Annotated in this window: 16 protein-coding genes; 7 read left to right on the top strand and 9 right to left on the bottom strand. The window is 63.1% G+C overall.

The annotated features are described in order from the left end of the window. Nucleotides 1-259: 259 nt before the first annotated feature. A complete protein-coding gene (locus V1277_RS30640; protein WP_334375235.1) occupies nt 260-532 on the top strand; it encodes a GNAT family N-acetyltransferase in 273 nt (90 codons plus the stop codon). 68 nt (nt 533-600) lie between these two features. Here V1277_RS30640 and V1277_RS30635 read toward each other — a convergent pair whose 3' ends face one another. Continuing rightward, on the bottom strand, nt 601-1,392 hold the full coding sequence (locus V1277_RS30635; RefSeq protein ID WP_334419458.1) for a fumarylacetoacetate hydrolase family protein: 792 nt from the start codon (nt 1,390-1,392) through the stop codon (nt 601-603). Nucleotides 1,393-1,548: 156 nt separating this feature from the next. Next, nucleotides 1,549-1,929, bottom strand: coding sequence for a DUF3597 domain-containing protein (locus V1277_RS30630; RefSeq protein ID WP_334419457.1), 381 nt, complete (start codon nt 1,927-1,929; stop codon nt 1,549-1,551). A 294-nt stretch (nt 1,930-2,223) separates the two neighbouring features. Here V1277_RS30630 and V1277_RS30625 point away from each other — a divergent pair, with 294 nt between their 5' ends. From V1277_RS30625 to V1277_RS30605, 5 genes are all read left to right on the top strand, one after another. Further along, complete coding sequence (locus V1277_RS30625) at nt 2,224-3,135, top strand: DUF2189 domain-containing protein (RefSeq protein ID WP_334419456.1); 912 nt, start codon at nt 2,224-2,226, stop codon at nt 3,133-3,135. A gap of 209 nt (nt 3,136-3,344) precedes the next feature. Further along, nucleotides 3,345-4,157 carry a lytic murein transglycosylase gene (locus V1277_RS30620; RefSeq protein ID WP_334419455.1) on the top strand — a complete coding sequence of 271 codons (813 nt, stop codon included), beginning with the start codon at nt 3,345-3,347 and terminating at the stop codon, nt 4,155-4,157. Between the two features lie 502 nt (nt 4,158-4,659). After that, nucleotides 4,660-4,812: a DUF1127 domain-containing protein gene (locus V1277_RS30615; protein WP_074278622.1), complete on the top strand. Its 153-nt coding sequence runs from the start codon at nt 4,660-4,662 to the stop codon at nt 4,810-4,812. Nucleotides 4,813-4,945: 133 nt separating this feature from the next. Beyond that, on the top strand, nt 4,946-6,379 hold the full coding sequence (gene trmFO / locus V1277_RS30610) for a methylenetetrahydrofolate--tRNA-(uracil(54)-C(5))-methyltransferase (FADH(2)-oxidizing) TrmFO (protein ID WP_334419454.1): 1,434 nt from the start codon (nt 4,946-4,948) through the stop codon (nt 6,377-6,379). Between the two features lie 4 nt (nt 6,380-6,383). Continuing rightward, a complete protein-coding gene (locus tag V1277_RS30605) occupies nt 6,384-7,487 on the top strand; it encodes a serine/threonine protein kinase (RefSeq protein WP_334419453.1) in 1,104 nt (367 codons plus the stop codon). 150 nt (nt 7,488-7,637) lie between these two features. Here the strand turns inward: V1277_RS30605 and V1277_RS30600 are convergent, their stop codons facing one another. The 5 genes from V1277_RS30600 to yajC are packed head-to-tail and all read right to left on the bottom strand — an operon-like array spanning nt 7,638 to nt 11,926. Beyond that, on the bottom strand, nt 7,638-8,501 hold the full coding sequence (locus tag V1277_RS30600; RefSeq protein ID WP_334419452.1) for a phytoene/squalene synthase family protein: 864 nt from the start codon (nt 8,499-8,501) through the stop codon (nt 7,638-7,640). Beyond that, nucleotides 8,498-8,881: an Mth938-like domain-containing protein gene (locus V1277_RS30595; RefSeq protein WP_334419451.1), complete on the bottom strand. Its 384-nt coding sequence runs from the start codon at nt 8,879-8,881 to the stop codon at nt 8,498-8,500. Before V1277_RS30595 ends, V1277_RS30600 begins: the two co-directional genes overlap by 4 nt. A 2-nt stretch (nt 8,882-8,883) precedes the next feature. Then, complete coding sequence (gene secF, locus V1277_RS30590; protein ID WP_334419449.1) at nt 8,884-9,906, bottom strand: protein translocase subunit SecF; 1,023 nt, start codon at nt 9,904-9,906, stop codon at nt 8,884-8,886. 10 nt (nt 9,907-9,916) lie between these two features. Further along, nucleotides 9,917-11,509 carry a protein translocase subunit SecD gene (secD, locus tag V1277_RS30585; RefSeq protein WP_334419447.1) on the bottom strand — a complete coding sequence of 531 codons (1,593 nt, stop codon included), beginning with the start codon at nt 11,507-11,509 and terminating at the stop codon, nt 9,917-9,919. 54 nt (nt 11,510-11,563) lie between these two features. Beyond that, the gene (gene yajC, locus V1277_RS30580) at nt 11,564-11,926 is read right to left on the bottom strand and encodes a preprotein translocase subunit YajC (RefSeq protein WP_057833652.1); all 363 of its coding nucleotides are present in this window, start codon (nt 11,924-11,926) and stop codon (nt 11,564-11,566) included. Between the two features lie 194 nt (nt 11,927-12,120). On the opposite strand from yajC, the gene V1277_RS30575 reads away from it, so the two are divergent. Then, nucleotides 12,121-13,119: an ATP-binding protein gene (locus tag V1277_RS30575; protein WP_334419446.1), complete on the top strand. Its 999-nt coding sequence runs from the start codon at nt 12,121-12,123 to the stop codon at nt 13,117-13,119. A gap of 139 nt (nt 13,120-13,258) precedes the next feature. Here the strand turns inward: V1277_RS30575 and V1277_RS30570 are convergent, their stop codons facing one another. Beyond that, nucleotides 13,259-14,623: a peptidoglycan DD-metalloendopeptidase family protein gene (locus V1277_RS30570; protein ID WP_334419444.1), complete on the bottom strand. Its 1,365-nt coding sequence runs from the start codon at nt 14,621-14,623 to the stop codon at nt 13,259-13,261. 109 nt (nt 14,624-14,732) lie between these two features. Then, nucleotides 14,733-15,377: a protein-L-isoaspartate(D-aspartate) O-methyltransferase gene (locus V1277_RS30565; RefSeq protein WP_334419442.1), complete on the bottom strand. Its 645-nt coding sequence runs from the start codon at nt 15,375-15,377 to the stop codon at nt 14,733-14,735. Between the last annotated feature and the right edge of the window lie 41 nt (nt 15,378-15,418).

The raw sequence follows: 15,418 nt of genomic DNA, 5'->3' as shown, positions 1-15,418 counted from the left end.
TCACCCACGGTTGCAAGGCCTCGCCGGCAAAGTTCCTGTGCGATTGCGCGTCCTTATTGCACTGCACAGAGCCGCCGCGCGCTCTCGCGCTTGCGCCAGCACGCTCGTTGAGGTGGTCGGTTGCGACGATATCGCCGCGGTGCCCAGCAATGCAGGGGTCAAGACAGCATATCAGCAAGGCAGTTGTCCGTTCGTCGCCGGTTTGCATCGGCGAGTTCATGTCTCTAAGTCAAACGGTGAATCATCCAGGAATCGTTACATGGCCGCCGTCCGCGACAACAAGGCTCAAAACCGCTTCGAACTCGATATCGATGGCGCCGTGGCATTTGCGAATTATCGCGTCACGCCCGCGGCGGTCATCATCACCCATACCGAAACGCCGCGCGCCCTGCGCGGCCGCGGCGTCGCTTCTAAGCTGATCAGAGGCGCGCTCGAACTGATCCGCGCCGATGGACGCAAGGTCATCGCCGGATGCGGCTTTGTCGTGGATTATCTGCGCAGAAATCCGGAATTCGCCGATCTGACGGGGTGAGCCAACGCAGCTTCGCAAACCACCGTCGTCCCTGCGAAACGCAGGGGCGACGGCGATAGGTGGCACTCTCACGTAATCCGGATCGACATATCCGGCAGGCCCTCGAGCTTGCACAGGATAACGTCGCCCTTCACGACGGGACCGACATTTTCCGGCGTGCCCGAATAGATGATGTCACCCGCCTTGAGTTCGAAAGCTTCCGAAAGCTTGGCGATTTGCTCCGCCACGTTCCAGATCATATTCCGCAGATCGGAGTTTTGCTTGACGGTACCATTCACCGCCAGCGAGATCGCGCCCTTGGTAAAATGGCCGATCTTCGTGGCTGGATGAATCGGCCCGAGCACCGCGGAGCGATCAAAACTCTTGCCGATTTCCCATGGCTTCTTCTCGTCGCCCATTGCCCGCTGCAGATCGCGCCGCGTCATGTCGAGGCCCAACGCATAGCCGTAGACATGATCGAGCGCCTGCTCCACGGGGATCTTGGTGCCGCCCGATTTCAGCGCCGCCACCAGCTCGACCTCGTAATGATAGTTCTTGGTCAGCAACGGATACGGATGGTCGCCAACCGTACCGATGGCGACATTCTGGATCGCGTCGGTCGGCTTTTGAAAGAAGAACGGCGGCTCGCGATTAGGATCCGAGCCCATTTCGCGGGCATGCGCGGCATAGTTACGCCCAATGCAATAGATCCGCCGCACCGGAAAAACATCGGTCTCGCCGACGATGGGTATGGTCGTCGTGCCAACCGGAAAAATCGATTTCGGACCGGCCTGCGCTGCGGCCGTGCCCCCTTGCGCCGCTGTACCCGCCAGCGCCAGCGCGCCCGTGGCCAGAATGGTCCTGCGATCAACATTGCTCATTGGCATCCTCCTTGTTTTATGAGTCTTCTTTTCGCCTGCATCTACAGCGTTTTCTCCGCTAAGTAGATACCGTTTGCGCGTTGCTGCGTTGCAATCGCACCAAAAAAGAAGGCCCGCGTCGGCGCGGACCTTCGCATGTCAGGACCGAGCGAAGCGTCAGTGCTTGATATCAGGCGGCAGCTTGCCACCATTGGCGGCCAGCTTGGCCATGACCTGCTTGTGCAGCCAGATGTTCATACTGGCGGAATCGTTGCTGTCCCCGGTGTAGCCGAGTTCTTTCGCGAGCTCCTTGCGCGCGGCGAAACTGGAATCGATGTCGAGCGCCTTCATCAGATCGACGATCGAAGTCCGCCACGCCAGCTTCTCGCCCTTGGCCTTCACCGCCTGGTCGAGGATCGGCGCGACGTCGACGGTCGCAGCGGCCGGTGCAGCGGCCGCACTGGATGACTCGGCCCCCGCGGCCGCGCCGCCGCCAGCCGGCGCAGCGTCTGCCTTGGTGCCGAAGATCGCGCTCATGATTTTTCCGAAAATGCTCATCGTTTTGCTCCCAATGACTTGAGGATGGGGTGAGTCTTTGGCGGCACTGTTTGACCGGCAGCACCACGCCGGGATCGGTCGCAAGTCTAGCCACCCAAGGGAAGCTTGCCAATGAAACATTCACCTATGCGTGAGTGCGTTTGTTGCTGTTTGGAAGTATCCTATCTCGACAGTTCGCGACACGGCCAGTTCCACTTCTGTCTTCGCGTCTGGCCTGATCGTGATCGTTTTGTGAAACGGCGCGTGTGCGTCTTTCGATTGGCGCGCGATGCGACCATGAGGGAGACAGCGACCATGGCCACCTATCACGGCAATGTCACATCGATGGCGCAGCGCGCACCGGATACCGCTGCCGCGCCAGTCATCCGAACCATCGGCTTAGCCGAACTCGGCCGCGCGTTGCGGCGCGGCTGGGAAGATTTCAAGGCGGTGCCAAGCCACGCCATCCTCCTGTGTGTGATCTATCCCGTTCTCGGACTGGTGCTGGCACGCGCCGTTCTCGGCTATTCTGTCATACCGCTGTTGTTTCCGCTGGCCGCCGGCTTCGCCCTGATTGGCCCATTCGCGGCGCTCGGCCTCTACGAGATGAGCCGCCGTCGCGAACGCCGTGAACCGGCAACCGCTTGGGATGCGCTCGAGGTAGTACGCTCGCCGTCGTTCGGCGCGATGCTCGGACTCGGCGTGCTGCTGCTGGCACTTTTCGTGACTTGGGTGGCGACCGCGCAGGCGATCTACATCGCGGCGTTCGGCTATGAGGGAGCGACCGGCTTTTCCGATTTCGCGACGCGCGTGCTGACGACACCACAAGGCTGGTGGCTAATCGTGGTTGGCTGCGGCGTCGGCTTCCTGTTTGCCCTCGTCGCGCTCTGCATCAGCGTGGTCTCGTTCCCGCTGATGCTGGACCGTCATGCCGACGCTGGCGATGCGATGGTGACCTCGCTGCGCGCGGTCGCACGCAACCCGGTGCCGATGGCGGCCTGGGGCTTGATCGTCGCAGTGCTGCTGGTCGCGGGAACGTTGCCGTTCTTCCTCGGCCTTGCCGTCATCATCCCGCTGCTCGGGCACGCGACCTGGCATCTCTATCGGGAGACGATAGAGCCGGAACTCGATCCGCAGCCGCTTCCGCCCCGTGTGCACCGCGAACGCAAGCCTGCAGCCGATTTCCCGGCCAATCTGTTCCCCTGGCGGCGCAGGGATAACCTATAGGCCTGCACGGAACCTGATCAATCAAACCGCCAGTCGAATCCGACCGGCGGTTTGATTGTTCACCTCTCACTAACGATGAATTGAGCACGTTCAACGGAATAGCATTACGCGCACCTACATAAGCCTTGTTTTGGCCGACCTTGCTTCGAACATTCGGCGTGGCGTCGACACTAATCCGAAGACGCATCGATCGTGGAGCGAACGGCACGATGATCTCTCGCCTTTCCCTGCGCGCCCTGACCTTGGGCGCGCTGTTACTGACCTCGGCGGCCGCGCTCGCGGCGCCCTGCGGCACGGGCCCGTTCGAAACATGGCTGGAAGACCTCAAGAAGGAAGCGGCCTCCAAGGGAATATCGGCGTCCGCCATCCAGGCTGGCTTGACCGGCGTCACGCTAGACAAGAGCGTGCTGGCCCGCGACCAATCGCAAAAGGTCTTCAGCCAGAGTTTTGAGGAATTCTCCGGCCGCATGGTCCCGCCCCGGCTGACGCGTGGCTCCAACATGCTCAAGCAATACGGCTCGGTGCTCGGGCGCATCGAACAGGCGTATGGCGTGCCCGGCGAAGTGCTGGTGGCGATCTGGGGCCTGGAAACCGATTACGGCGTCAACATCGGAAAATTCCCGACGCTGCGCGCGCTGGCAACGCTGGCTTATGATTGCCGCCGCACCGACATGTTCAAGGCCGAGTTGATGGACGCACTACGCATCGTTGAACGCGGCGATATCGCGCCGCAGGAAATGCGCGGCGCCTGGGCCGGCGAAATCGGCCAGACCCAGTTCATGCCGTCGTCCTACATCAAGTTCGCGGTCGACTTCGACGGCAACGGCCGCCGCGACCTCCTGCGCAGCCCGCCCGACGTGCTGGCCTCGACCGCCAATTTCCTCGCCAACCACGGCTGGCAGCGCGGCAAGGACTGGGAACCTGGCGGCGCCAATTTCGCTGCGATCAAGGAGTGGAACAAGAGCGAGGTCTACGCAAAGACCATCGGCTATTTCGCGACACAGCTTTCGCGGGCGCCCTAACACGAAACTCAAAGGCCCGGCCTTGGTTGGTGACCGGTCTCTCGCAGGCCGGCCCGTTCACTAAGGCTGCCACTGCGGCAGCCATGTTGCGACTGTCCACAGTAATAATGAATTTATATTCATTTTTGTTCTGCGCATGGCATGCGATTCGCGCATAAGAAAATTTCAAGGACGTCGGTATTTGCGGCACGTTTTGTCCACCTTGAGGAGCCCTCGAGCTGGTTTCCGGCCTCCTTAGTTGCCAGTTAAGGGTTATCTGACGATTACGAGAAGCCCGCAAATTTACGGCATTACTTTACATGCTTGGTGCGCGACATCGCGCGCTTCTGCCGGCTAACCCGCTACTCTGCCGACAGGTTAAGCGGCCGTTACCGTCGCTATGCGTTTTAGGATTAGCTGCATCGCAACATAGGAAGTTCTGCACTGCAAAAAACCGAGCTATATTCATTTCAACGATGAAGCCGTCCTCCAAGGGCTGAATCGTAACTGCAAGGAGACTACCATGTTGCTCTCGCTCATCCGCATGATCCAGGCTTTCCGGGATTATCAGCGCAATGTCAGCGAACTGTCCCAGCTCAGCGATCGGGAACTGGCCGATATTGGCCTTGATCGTTCGGACATTCCGCGCGTTGCCGCCGGAAACTATAACGGCTGATCATTGCTCAGCCGCGCCTGGATGAACGGATAACGCCCGCCCCGCTGCGGGCGTTATCGTTTGCACCGGGCAGGCTTCGCTTGGAAGCGCTTCGTAGGTGCGCCAGGCGCGAAAACGCGCTAACCCTGCGCGCATGATTTCCAACACTCCCCAAACTGACACCGTCCATGTGATTGGCGGCGGCCTCGCCGGCTCGGAAGCGGCCTGGCAGATCGCCAATGCGGGCGTTCGCGTGGTCCTGCATGAGATGCGCCCCTTGCGAATGACCGAGGCGCACCGCACCGAGGGCTTGGCCGAACTCGTCTGCTCCAACTCGTTCCGCTCGGACGATGCCGCCAACAACGCTGTTGGCCTGCTGCACGCCGAAATGCGCCGGCTGGGCTCGCTGATCATGCGCTCCGCCGACGCCAATCAGGTGCCCGCAGGCGGGGCGCTGGCGGTCGACCGCGACGGGTTTTCCGCCGCCGTCACCAAAGCCCTGCACGATCACCCCCTGATCGAGATCGATCGCACCGAAATTGCCGGTCTGCCGCCGGCCGAATGGGGCAACGTGATCGTCGCGACCGGCCCCCTCACCTCCGCGTCGCTGGCGGAGGCCATTCGCGAACTCACCGACGAGAACGCGCTGGCATTCTTCGATGCGATCGCGCCGATCGTGCACAAGGACTCCATCGACATGTCGGTGGCGTGGTTCCAGTCGCGCTACGACAAGGTCGGGCCCGGCGGCACCGGCGCCGATTACATCAACTGCCCGATGACGAAGGAGCAATATGACGCCTTCGTCGCGGCATTGCTCGCCGGCGAGAAGGTGGACTTCAAGGACTGGGAAACCAATACGCCCTATTTCGACGGCTGCCTGCCGGTCGAGGTGATGGCCGAGCGCGGCCACGAGACATTGCGGCACGGGCCGATGAAGCCGGTCGGGCTGACCAATCCGCACAACCCGACGGTCAAGGCCTACGCCATCGTGCAGCTACGGCAGGACAACAAGCTCGGCACGCTCTACAACATGGTCGGCTTCCAGACCAAGCTGAACTACGGCGCGCAGCAGCGCGTGTTCCGCACCATTCCGGGGCTGGAGAACGCCGAATTCGCGCGGCTCGGCGGCCTGCATCGCAACACCTTCCTGAACTCGCCAAAGCTCCTGGATGGGCAATTGCGGCTGCGCGCGCAGCCGCGGCTGCGCTTTGCCGGACAGATGACCGGCTGCGAGGGCTATGTGGAATCCGCCAGCATCGGCCTGATCGCAGGTCTCTACGCTGCGGCTAATGCGCGAGGACAGTCGCTCGAACCGCCGCCTGCGACGACGGCGCTGGGCTCGCTGCTCGGCCATATCACCGGCGGCCACATCGAAACGATCGAGGCCGGAACACGCTCGTTCCAGCCGATGAACATCAATTTCGGCCTGTTTCCCCCGCTTGCCAGCGTGCCGACCAAGAAGGCCGATGGCAGCAGGCTGCGCGGCAATGAGAAGACAGTCGCCAAGAAGCAGGCGCTCAGTGCCCGTGCGCTGACCGATCTCGATCGCTGGATAGCCGATCATCTGCGCGTAGCGGCGGCGGCGTAACATCATGGGCTTGCCGAAAGACGACGCTGCCATTTTGTCGGCGCGATGGATCGAAGGCGTGCTGCTAAAGCGCGACGTGTTCTCGACGGTTGAACGCGGCCGTTTCCGCGACGACACCGGTGAGGTCGATGCGGTGCTGCGCCGGATCGATCAGGTGCCGCTATGGTCCTATCCGCTCGCTCAACATCTGTTCGTCCGCGAGCGCCGCGCCCTGGCGCTGGCGCGCGATCTCGACGTCGGCCCGAGACTGCTATGGGACGGACGGCGGGCACTGGTGCGCGGGTTCATCGACGGCGTCGCGCTGCATCTGGCAAAGCCCCATGGCGACATCGCCTATTTCCGCTCCGCCAAGCTCGCTCTTCGCAAGCTGCACCGCGCCGGCATCTGCCACAACGATCTCGCCAAGGAGCAGAATTGGCTGGTGGGCCGCGACGGCCGCGCCTACCTCACCGATTTCCAACTCGCGGCGTGCTTCAAGTCCCGCAGCCGATTATTCCGGATCGCGGCCTACGAGGATCTGCGGCATATGCTGAAGCACAAGCGCAGCTATGCGCCGGCGGCGCTGACGCCGATGGAGCGCAAGATTTTGGCGCGCAAGTCCTTTGTCGCCAGCATCTGGCTCAAGACCGGCAAGAAGGTCTATCAGGCCATCACCCGCGGCCTGTTCAACTTCACCGATCGCGAAGGCGGCGGCCGCCGGCTGGTCAACGACGCGCCGGTGCTGAGCGCCCTGATCAGGAAAAATCCCGAAGTGCGCGATACCGCCATCGTTGCGTTCGCCGACCGCCGTACCGGTGTTGGGCTGTATGCCTTCGTCGAGGCCGATAACGTCGCGCTGGAAAAGCAGTTGGGCCGCGAGCTCGCCGCAGCCAAGGGCGTCAAGCCGCCTGAGCATATCCAGGTGGTGCATGCCCTGCCCCGCGATGCCGCCGGCAAGCCGCGCACGGAGATCCTGCAGCTCGTCGCCATGAACCAGCTCGACCTGATCGAGCCGCTGATCACGAGCGATATCGACCGCGCGTTCCTGAGGGACATTTTGGAGAGCCGGAAGAATTTGCGGGACCGGTTCAATTTCGAAACTAGCGAGTTGAATTCGCAATCGAACTGATTGCTCGTGTCCCGGGCGCGATGCAGCGCACTTCGCGCTGCATCGCAGAACCGGGACCCACTTGGCGGCAATGATGGACCCCGGATCAGCAGCGCACCACGTCGCAAGTGCGACGCGCTGCGCAGCATCCGGGGAATGCCAAGAGCCCTCTTACCCGCCAAACTCCCGCGAGCGCGAGGCGCGCCAGAGCGTCCACAGCGTCCGGAGTCGTGACGTTGCATGCGGCACGAACGGATCGACGTCAGCCCGTGACATCCGCTCCAGATCGCGACGAACCATCGCCAGCGGAAGGAATACCGGCCGCACTTGAGGCGGCACATGCGCGAGCAGCTCGAAGGCCGTACGGAGATGTGTTCGCCCCTCCCCGATCAACTGATCGATCGCGGCACGCGCCTGCGGCGTCTGCTTGCCCGAAAAGACCTGCTCCATCCCGCTGCCGTGCTGCTGCAGCAGTTGCAGTGGCACGAACAACTGCCGCCGCGCAGCATCGAGCGGCAGCGCTGCGATCACCTGCGCCATACCCTGGGCGAGACCCGCATGGCGGGAGAGATGGTCGATCGCCACCGACGGCTGTGCCGCAATCCGCGCAGCCAGCGAGAACAGCGCCGACGAGGTGTCGGTGACATAGCCTTCCAGCGCCGCCATCGACGGCATCGGATCGTTGTAGAGGTCGAACTGATGCTCCTCGATCAGCCGCGACAGCGGCTCGATCGGCAGGCGGAATTCGGCAATGGTCTGCAGGAGTTCGGCTGCGACCGGGTTGCCTTCGACGCCGCCGTGACCGGCGCCTCCCAGCATGTCGGTCCACCATTGCAGCCGGATTTCGCCCGGCAACGGCTGGCTAACCTGCTCGCGCACGCGCAAAATCTCGACGTTGAAGGCATAGATCGACAGCAGTGCGCGGCGCTGGACCTGAGGCAGGAACAGCGTCGAGGCATAGCGGACAAAATCGTGCGTGCGCACCAGATCGGCGCAGAACGCAGCGGAATCTTTTGACGTCGCCGCGGCGCTCATGGCACCGCGATCAACGCCGCTGCGACGCGCCGCCGCTCGCCCAGCATGATGTTGTAGGTGCGGATCGCTGGCCCCGTCTGCATCGGGTCCAGCACCACCCTGACCGTCCGTAGCGCCTCGCGCAGCCCGCGCGGGGGCAGCCAGATTTCGGTGCCGGTGCCGACGATCAGCGTATCGATGGAATTGGCCGCCTTGAACACGCGGTCCAGCGAATGTTGATCGATCTCGGCGGGCTTCGTCACCGGCCAGGCCCAGATGCCGTCCGGCAGGCACAGCAGCGAGCCGCGATGCGACATGTCGGCGAAAGCGAAGCCGCCCTTGCCGTAGGCTTCGATCGGTGCCGGCCTCGGAAGATGTGGAGCGTCCGAGGATGTTGCCATGGCTATTTCTTTGCCGACGTATCCGGCTTCTTCGCAGGCGTATCCGGCGCCTCGCGGTGCTCACCAACGCCGAGATAGATCAGGATCGGCGCGGCGATGAAGATCGAGGTGTAGGTGCCAACCAGCAGCGCGCCGAACACCATGACGGCCGTAAAGCTGTGGATCGCGTGACCGCCGAACAACAACAGCGCCAGCAACGCCAGCGTCACCGTGACGTGGGTGATGATCGAGCGCGACAGCGTCGAATTGATGGATTCGTTCAAAAGCTGCGGCATCGGCATTTTCTTGTAGCGCCGCAGCATTTCCCGGATGCGGTCATAGATCACGACGGTGTCGTTCAGGGAGTAGCCGAGGATCGTCAATAGGGCCGCGATACTGGTGAGGTCGAAATCGACCTGCGAGATCGACATGAAGCCGATCGTCAGCACGATATCGTGGACGTTGGCGATCATGGCGCCGAGCGCGAACTGCCATTCGAACCGGAACCAGAGATAGATCAGGATGCCGACAATCGCGAGCATCAGGCCAAGCATGCCATAAGCCAGCAGTTCGCCGGAAACGCGCGGTCCCACCACTTCGACGCGGCGGTATTCGACGCTGTCACCGAGCGCGCCGCGAACCTTCTGCACGGCCGCCTGCTGCGCGGCGTCGCCGCCCGGCTGCTCGGCCACCCGGATCAGCACGTCGTTCGGACCGCCGAATTGCTGCAACTGGACCTCGCCGAGCCCGAGCGCGCTCAAAGTCGCACGCATCGCGCCGATGTCGGCGGGACCGGACTTGTTCTGCACCTCGAGGAGCGTACCGCCCCTGAAGTCGATGCCGAAATTCAGCCCGTGGGTGAAGAACAGCACGATCGCGAAAATCGAAAGTGCGGCCGAAATGGGAAAGCTGATGCGGCGAAAGCGCGTGAAATCGAAGTGCGTATCGTCAGGAACGATGCGCAGCGGCGGCAACAGATCGAAGATGGCGACGACGGTCAGTATGACGACCAGAACGCCCAGCGCAATGAGAACGTATTGAGTCACGGTGGGGTTCCTAGATCGGCACGGTCTTCGGCCGCTTCCACCATACCCAGCCGGCAACGATCAGGCTGGTGAGCGTAAACGCTGTAAAGACCGTGGTGATAATGCCGATGCCGAGCGTGACGGCGAAGCCGCGGACCGGGCCGGTGCCTATGTAGAACAGCACCGCAGCGGCGATGAAGGTGGTGATGTTGGAGTCCAGAATTGTCGCCAATGCGCGCCGGAAGCCGGCGTCGATCGCGGAAATCGCATTACGTCCACCGCGCAATTCTTCGCGGATGCGCTCATAAATCAGAACGTTGGAGTCGACCGCAATACCGACTGTCAACACGACACCGGCAATGCCAGGCAGCGTCAGCGTGGCGTTGAGCAGCGACAGGATGCCGAAGATCATCACAACATTGATGGCGACCGCGATATTGGCGAACACGCCGAACAGCCGATAGGTCACCAGCATGAACGCGATGACCATGATGGAGCCGACATAAGCCGCCAGTTTACCCTTCTCGATCGAGTCCTGGCCGAGGCCCGGGCCCACCGTACGCTCTTCAACGACAGTGAGCGGCGCCGGCAACGCGCCTGCACGCAACAGAACCGCCAAATCGTTGGCGGCCTGCACGGTGAAGCTGCCGGAAATCTGGCCGGAACCGCCGGTGATCGGCTCACGAATCACAGGCGCCGAGATCACCTCGTTGTCGAGCACGATCGCAAACGGCAAGCCGACATTTTCCGTGGTCGCCTGGGCGAATTTGCGTGCACCTGACGTGTTGAAGCGGAAGCTTACGATCGGCTCGTTGGTGCGCTGGTCAAATCCGGGCTGCGCGTCGGTGAGATCACCGCCCGACACCAGCACCTGTCGCTTGATGACGTAAGGGGTTTTTGGCGACGACGCACTCATCAGCACTTCTGATTCCGGAGGCACGCGACCCTGGTCTGGCGACACAGTCGTATCGACCATGCGGAATTCCATCTTGGCGGTCTTGCCCAGCAGTTCTTTCAGGCGCGTCGGGTCCTGCAGGCCGGGTACTTGCACCAGAATTCGGTCGGCGCCCTGACGCTGGATAAGCGGCTCGACCGTGCCGAGCTCGTTGACGCGCCGCTCCACGATCTGAATCGATTGCTCGATGGTCCGGCGGAGGAGGTCGGTAATCGCGGCCTGCGGCACCGTAAGCCGCAGCAGCCCGCCCCCGGCATCGGTCACTTCGAGGCTGCGCTGGCCGCTGGATCCGAGCAGCCCCCCGAGCGGTTGCGACAACTCGCGCAGCTTGGATAGCGCCGTAGGCAGGTCGGCGTCCTTCGTGACGCGGATTTCGACTGCTTCATTGCGAACGTTAAGACCGGTGTAGTTTATCTTGGCGTCGCGCAGCACCCGCCGAGCGTCGTCGCGGACCTGGTCGAGTCTCTGCTTCTTCACGTAATTGGCGTCGACTTCAAGCAGCAGGTACGAACCGCCCTGCAGATCGAGACCGAGCACGATGTGACGCTGCGCCCACACCGGCCAGGTCTTCACCCGCTCCTGGGAAAAAAAGTTCGGAACCGCGAACAGGCAGACGATCAGCGCGGTCAGAATGATCGCCAGCGCCTTCCACCGCGAGAAATACAGCATCGAGTAGACCCGTCACATCCAGGAAAATGCGCCGCGACGAGCGGCGCGCAAAACTCAGCTCGCGGACGACTCGTCCTTGGCCTCACTCTTTTCCTTGGCCGGTTCGCCCTTGGCGCGAACGCCCGAAATCATCTGCCGCATCTGCCGCACGCGGACGCCGTCCGAAATCTCGAACTCGATCTGGTCGTCGTCCACCACCTTGGTCACCTTGCCGACCAGGCCGCCCGAGGTGACGACGGTGTCGCCGCGGCGGATGTTTTTGACCAGTTCCTGGTGATCCTTGATCTTCTTCTGCTGCGGTCGCAGAATCAGGAAGTACATGATCACGAAGATCAGTGCGAACGGCAGCAGCGACATCAACATGCTGTTGGCATCGCCACCGGCTGCAGCCTGGGCGTACGCAGGGGTAATCAGCATTCGAACAATCCTCGTGAGACGGAAAAGAACCGGCCATGCCTGGGCACAGCATCCTGGGCATGTCGCCGGTCCGGGTAAATTTGCGCGGACTATAGCGGCGGCGGGCCCAATTGCAACGTTGGCCGCCCCCTCATTTAGGCCGCTTGCGAGAGCTTCCAAGGCCCGTTAAGGCTGCGCCGTCAGGAACTCGGGAAATGTCGAAAAAAGCCAAGAAAACTGCGGCCAAAACTGCGGCGCAAACAACGTCCCGCGCCGCCCCCAAGGCCGCCTCGCGAGGACCAGGGAAAACCGCGACAAAAGGTCCGGCAAACACGCTTAACGGCGCCACCGCCGAGCGGATCGCCATCGCGCTGGAAGCGATCGCCGGCCATCTTTCCGCGGCCTCTCCGGCGGCGGGAGGCCCCGAGGCGTTCGGCTCGGCCGATGCCTTTGTCTGGCATCCGGAGGGGCGCCTTTCGCCGGTACCGCGCGTCAGCCGCGTCGACCTCGGCCTGCTCAAGGGCATCGACCGGATGCGCGACATCCTGATCGAAAATACCGAGCGTTTTGCCGATGGCCTGCCCGCCAACAACGCACTGCTGTGGGGCGCACGCGGCATGGGCAAGTCGTCGCTGGTGAAGGCAACTCATGCCAGCATCAACATCGACCGCAAGCCGGCCGACCGGCTGAAGCTGATCGAGATTCACCGCGAGGATATCGAAAGCCTGCCCGGCCTGATGGACCTCCTACGCAGCTCCGATTTCCGCTTCATCGTGTTCTGCGACGACCTTTCCTTCGACGGCAACGATGCCTCCTACAAATCGCTGAAGGCGGTGCTGGAGGGCGGCATCGAGGGACGCCCCGACAACGTCATCCTCTACGCCACCTCGAACCGGCGGCATCTCCTGGCGCGCGAGATGATCGAGAACGAACGCTCGACCGCGATCAATCCCGGCGAAGCCGTCGAGGAGAAAGTGTCACTGTCGGACCGGTTTGGTCTGTGGCTCGGCTTTCACCGCTGTAGCCAGGACGAATATCTGGCGATGGTCCGCGGCTATTGCGGCCATTTCGGCATCAAGATTGCCGACGAAGAGCTGGAGCGCGACGCGCTGGAATGGTCGACCACCCGCGGCTCCCGCTCGGGCCGCGTGGCCTGGCAGTTCACGCAGGAATTGGCAGGAAGGCTCGGCGTGAGGCTGGCCGGGAAGGCGTGAAGGACTGTGTTCCCCGGGCGCTGCGCAGCGCGCAGCGGTGCGCTGCAGAACCGGGGTCCCAACTTCACGGCACGCTCTGCGATGGGTCCCGGCTCTGCGGCGCAGCGTTCCGCTGCACCGCGTCCGGGACACGAAGACCTCACGCCCCGTTCAGGAATTGAAGCGGGTCAACCGGTGAAGATCCCTTGCGGATCTCGAAGTGGAGCTGCGGCGACCCCACCTCGCCCGATTGACCCGATTTGGCAATGATCTGGCCGCGCTTGATCGTATCGCCGCGCTTCACCAGCAGTTCACTCGCATGGGCATATGCGGTGACGTAACCGTTGGAGTGCCGCACCAGAACCAGATTGCCGTAACCCTTGAGCTCGTTGCCGGAATAGGCGACCACGCCATCTTCCGCGGCTTTCACCGGCGTTCCTTCCGGCACCGCCAGGTTGATGCCGTCATTCGACTTGCCGTTGGTCTTGGCGCCATAGCTCGTGATCACCTTGCCGCGCACCGGCCAGCGGAAGGTCGGCAGCGCGCCGGTGGCTTCGCTGGGCTTGACCGAGGCTTGCTCGACGACGGGCTTCTCCTCGGTGACGTTGGTGGTCGCCTGTGCCAGCCGCGCACTCTGCGGCGGACCACCGGCCGAGGCTACCTTGGTGGCCGGTGCAGCAACCGCTGCGACCGGCTGGGCGGGAGCTGCGGGCTGGGCCGGCGGCGCTGCGGCCGCGGATTTCGAACCGGGCACGGTCAGCTTCATTCCGAGGCTGAGCTTGGCGGACTGATCGAGATTGTTGGCCTTGGCGAGTTCGCTGACCGAAACCTGATTGCGCCGGGCGATGCTCATCAGCGTATCGCCGCGATTGACGACATGGATGGTCGGCGCTGCCGGCGCGGCAGCCGGCCTGCTGGCAGCAGGCGCGAGGGCCGGCGCGGGCGCTGCCGTCGCCGTCTGGCGCGGAATGATCAATTGCTGGCCGGGCGACAGCACGCGCGGGCCCTTATAGCCATTGGCCTGCAGGATCGCAGCGGCTGAAACGTTGTAGCGCTTGGCCAGAATGTCGAGCGTGTCGCTGGTGCCGACGATGATCGTGGTGCCGCCCGGCGCGGATGGGCGCGCGGCGGCCACCGAGCGCGGCGGCACCGTGGCGGTGGTCTCGATGGGCGGACGGGATGGCGGCGCGTAGGACGAAACCCCGCGCCCTCCTCCCGACACCCCGCCCGAGCTGGGGGGATAGGCCTGCGGCGCAGCAACGGCGGGCGGCGGCAGGTCTTGGGACTGATATTGCGGGGTCGAGGCCTGCGGCCGGGCATATTGCGGCGGCTCGCGGCGTTCGGCAGCGGGGCCGCGCACTGAGCCGGTCGCTTCGGGCTGAGAGGCAAAGGGATTGGAGAACGAGCTATCGGAAAAGCGCGTCTGCATATCGGCGCTGCAGCCGGCAAAGCCGACCGACATCAGCGCCAGCACCGCTACCTGCGGCACCCGACGCGAGCGAAGCAACTCGGCGACACGGGACATGGTTACTCACTCGTACGCAACAAAATACTGTTTTGAGTAAACACGTACCGAGTAAATAACCGCTTAACCCTTGGAATAAGATGTTGGCGGGAACCGCCAATCCGGGATTCTACAGTTCGCGCGCAATTCCCGGCAGGGCCGGGACGAAGCGGACATCGACCAATTCCTTGCGCTCAAAACCGCTATCCGTCCTGGTCACTCTGACCAGCGTCTGGCTGCCATGATGGGGCCCGACCGGCGCGATCAGGATGCCGCCCGGCAGCAGCCGCTCCAGCAGCTTTTCGGGGATTTGCTCCATCGCAGCCGTCACGATGATGCGGTCGAAGTCGCCGGCGCCGGTCGGAATCTGGAAGCCGTCGCCCAACATCACTTCGATATTGAAATAGCCCAGCGCTTCGAGCCGGTCGCGCGCGGTGTCCGCCAGCGTCCGGTAGCGCTCGATGGTCAGGACATGCGCGCATAGCCGCGACAGCACCGCGGCCTGGTAGCCGGAGCCGGTCCCGATCTCGAGCACCTTGTGGTGCTTCTGCAGTTGCAACTGCTCGGTCATGTAGGCGACCACGAAGGGCTGGCTGATGGTCTGCCCGCAGGCGATGCCGAGCGCGCTGTCACGATAGGCATGGCCGCGATCGCCAGCCGCCACGAAAGCCTCGCGGGGCACCTCTTCCATGGTCCGCAGTACCGCCTGGTCGCTGATCCCCCGCCGCCGCAGAGTGAGCTGAAACATCATCTTTTCGAGCGGTTCTTGGGACATCGCGGTCTCGTGGCGGGAGTCTGCCGCCAAATGCTTCGGCC

Origin of the sequence: Bradyrhizobium sp. AZCC 1588, from assembly GCF_036924735.1 — a bacterium.
GTDB lineage: Bacteria > Pseudomonadota > Alphaproteobacteria > Rhizobiales > Xanthobacteraceae > Bradyrhizobium.
Note: the sequence above shows the minus strand (reverse complement) of the source record. Positions and strands in the feature narration are given on the sequence as shown.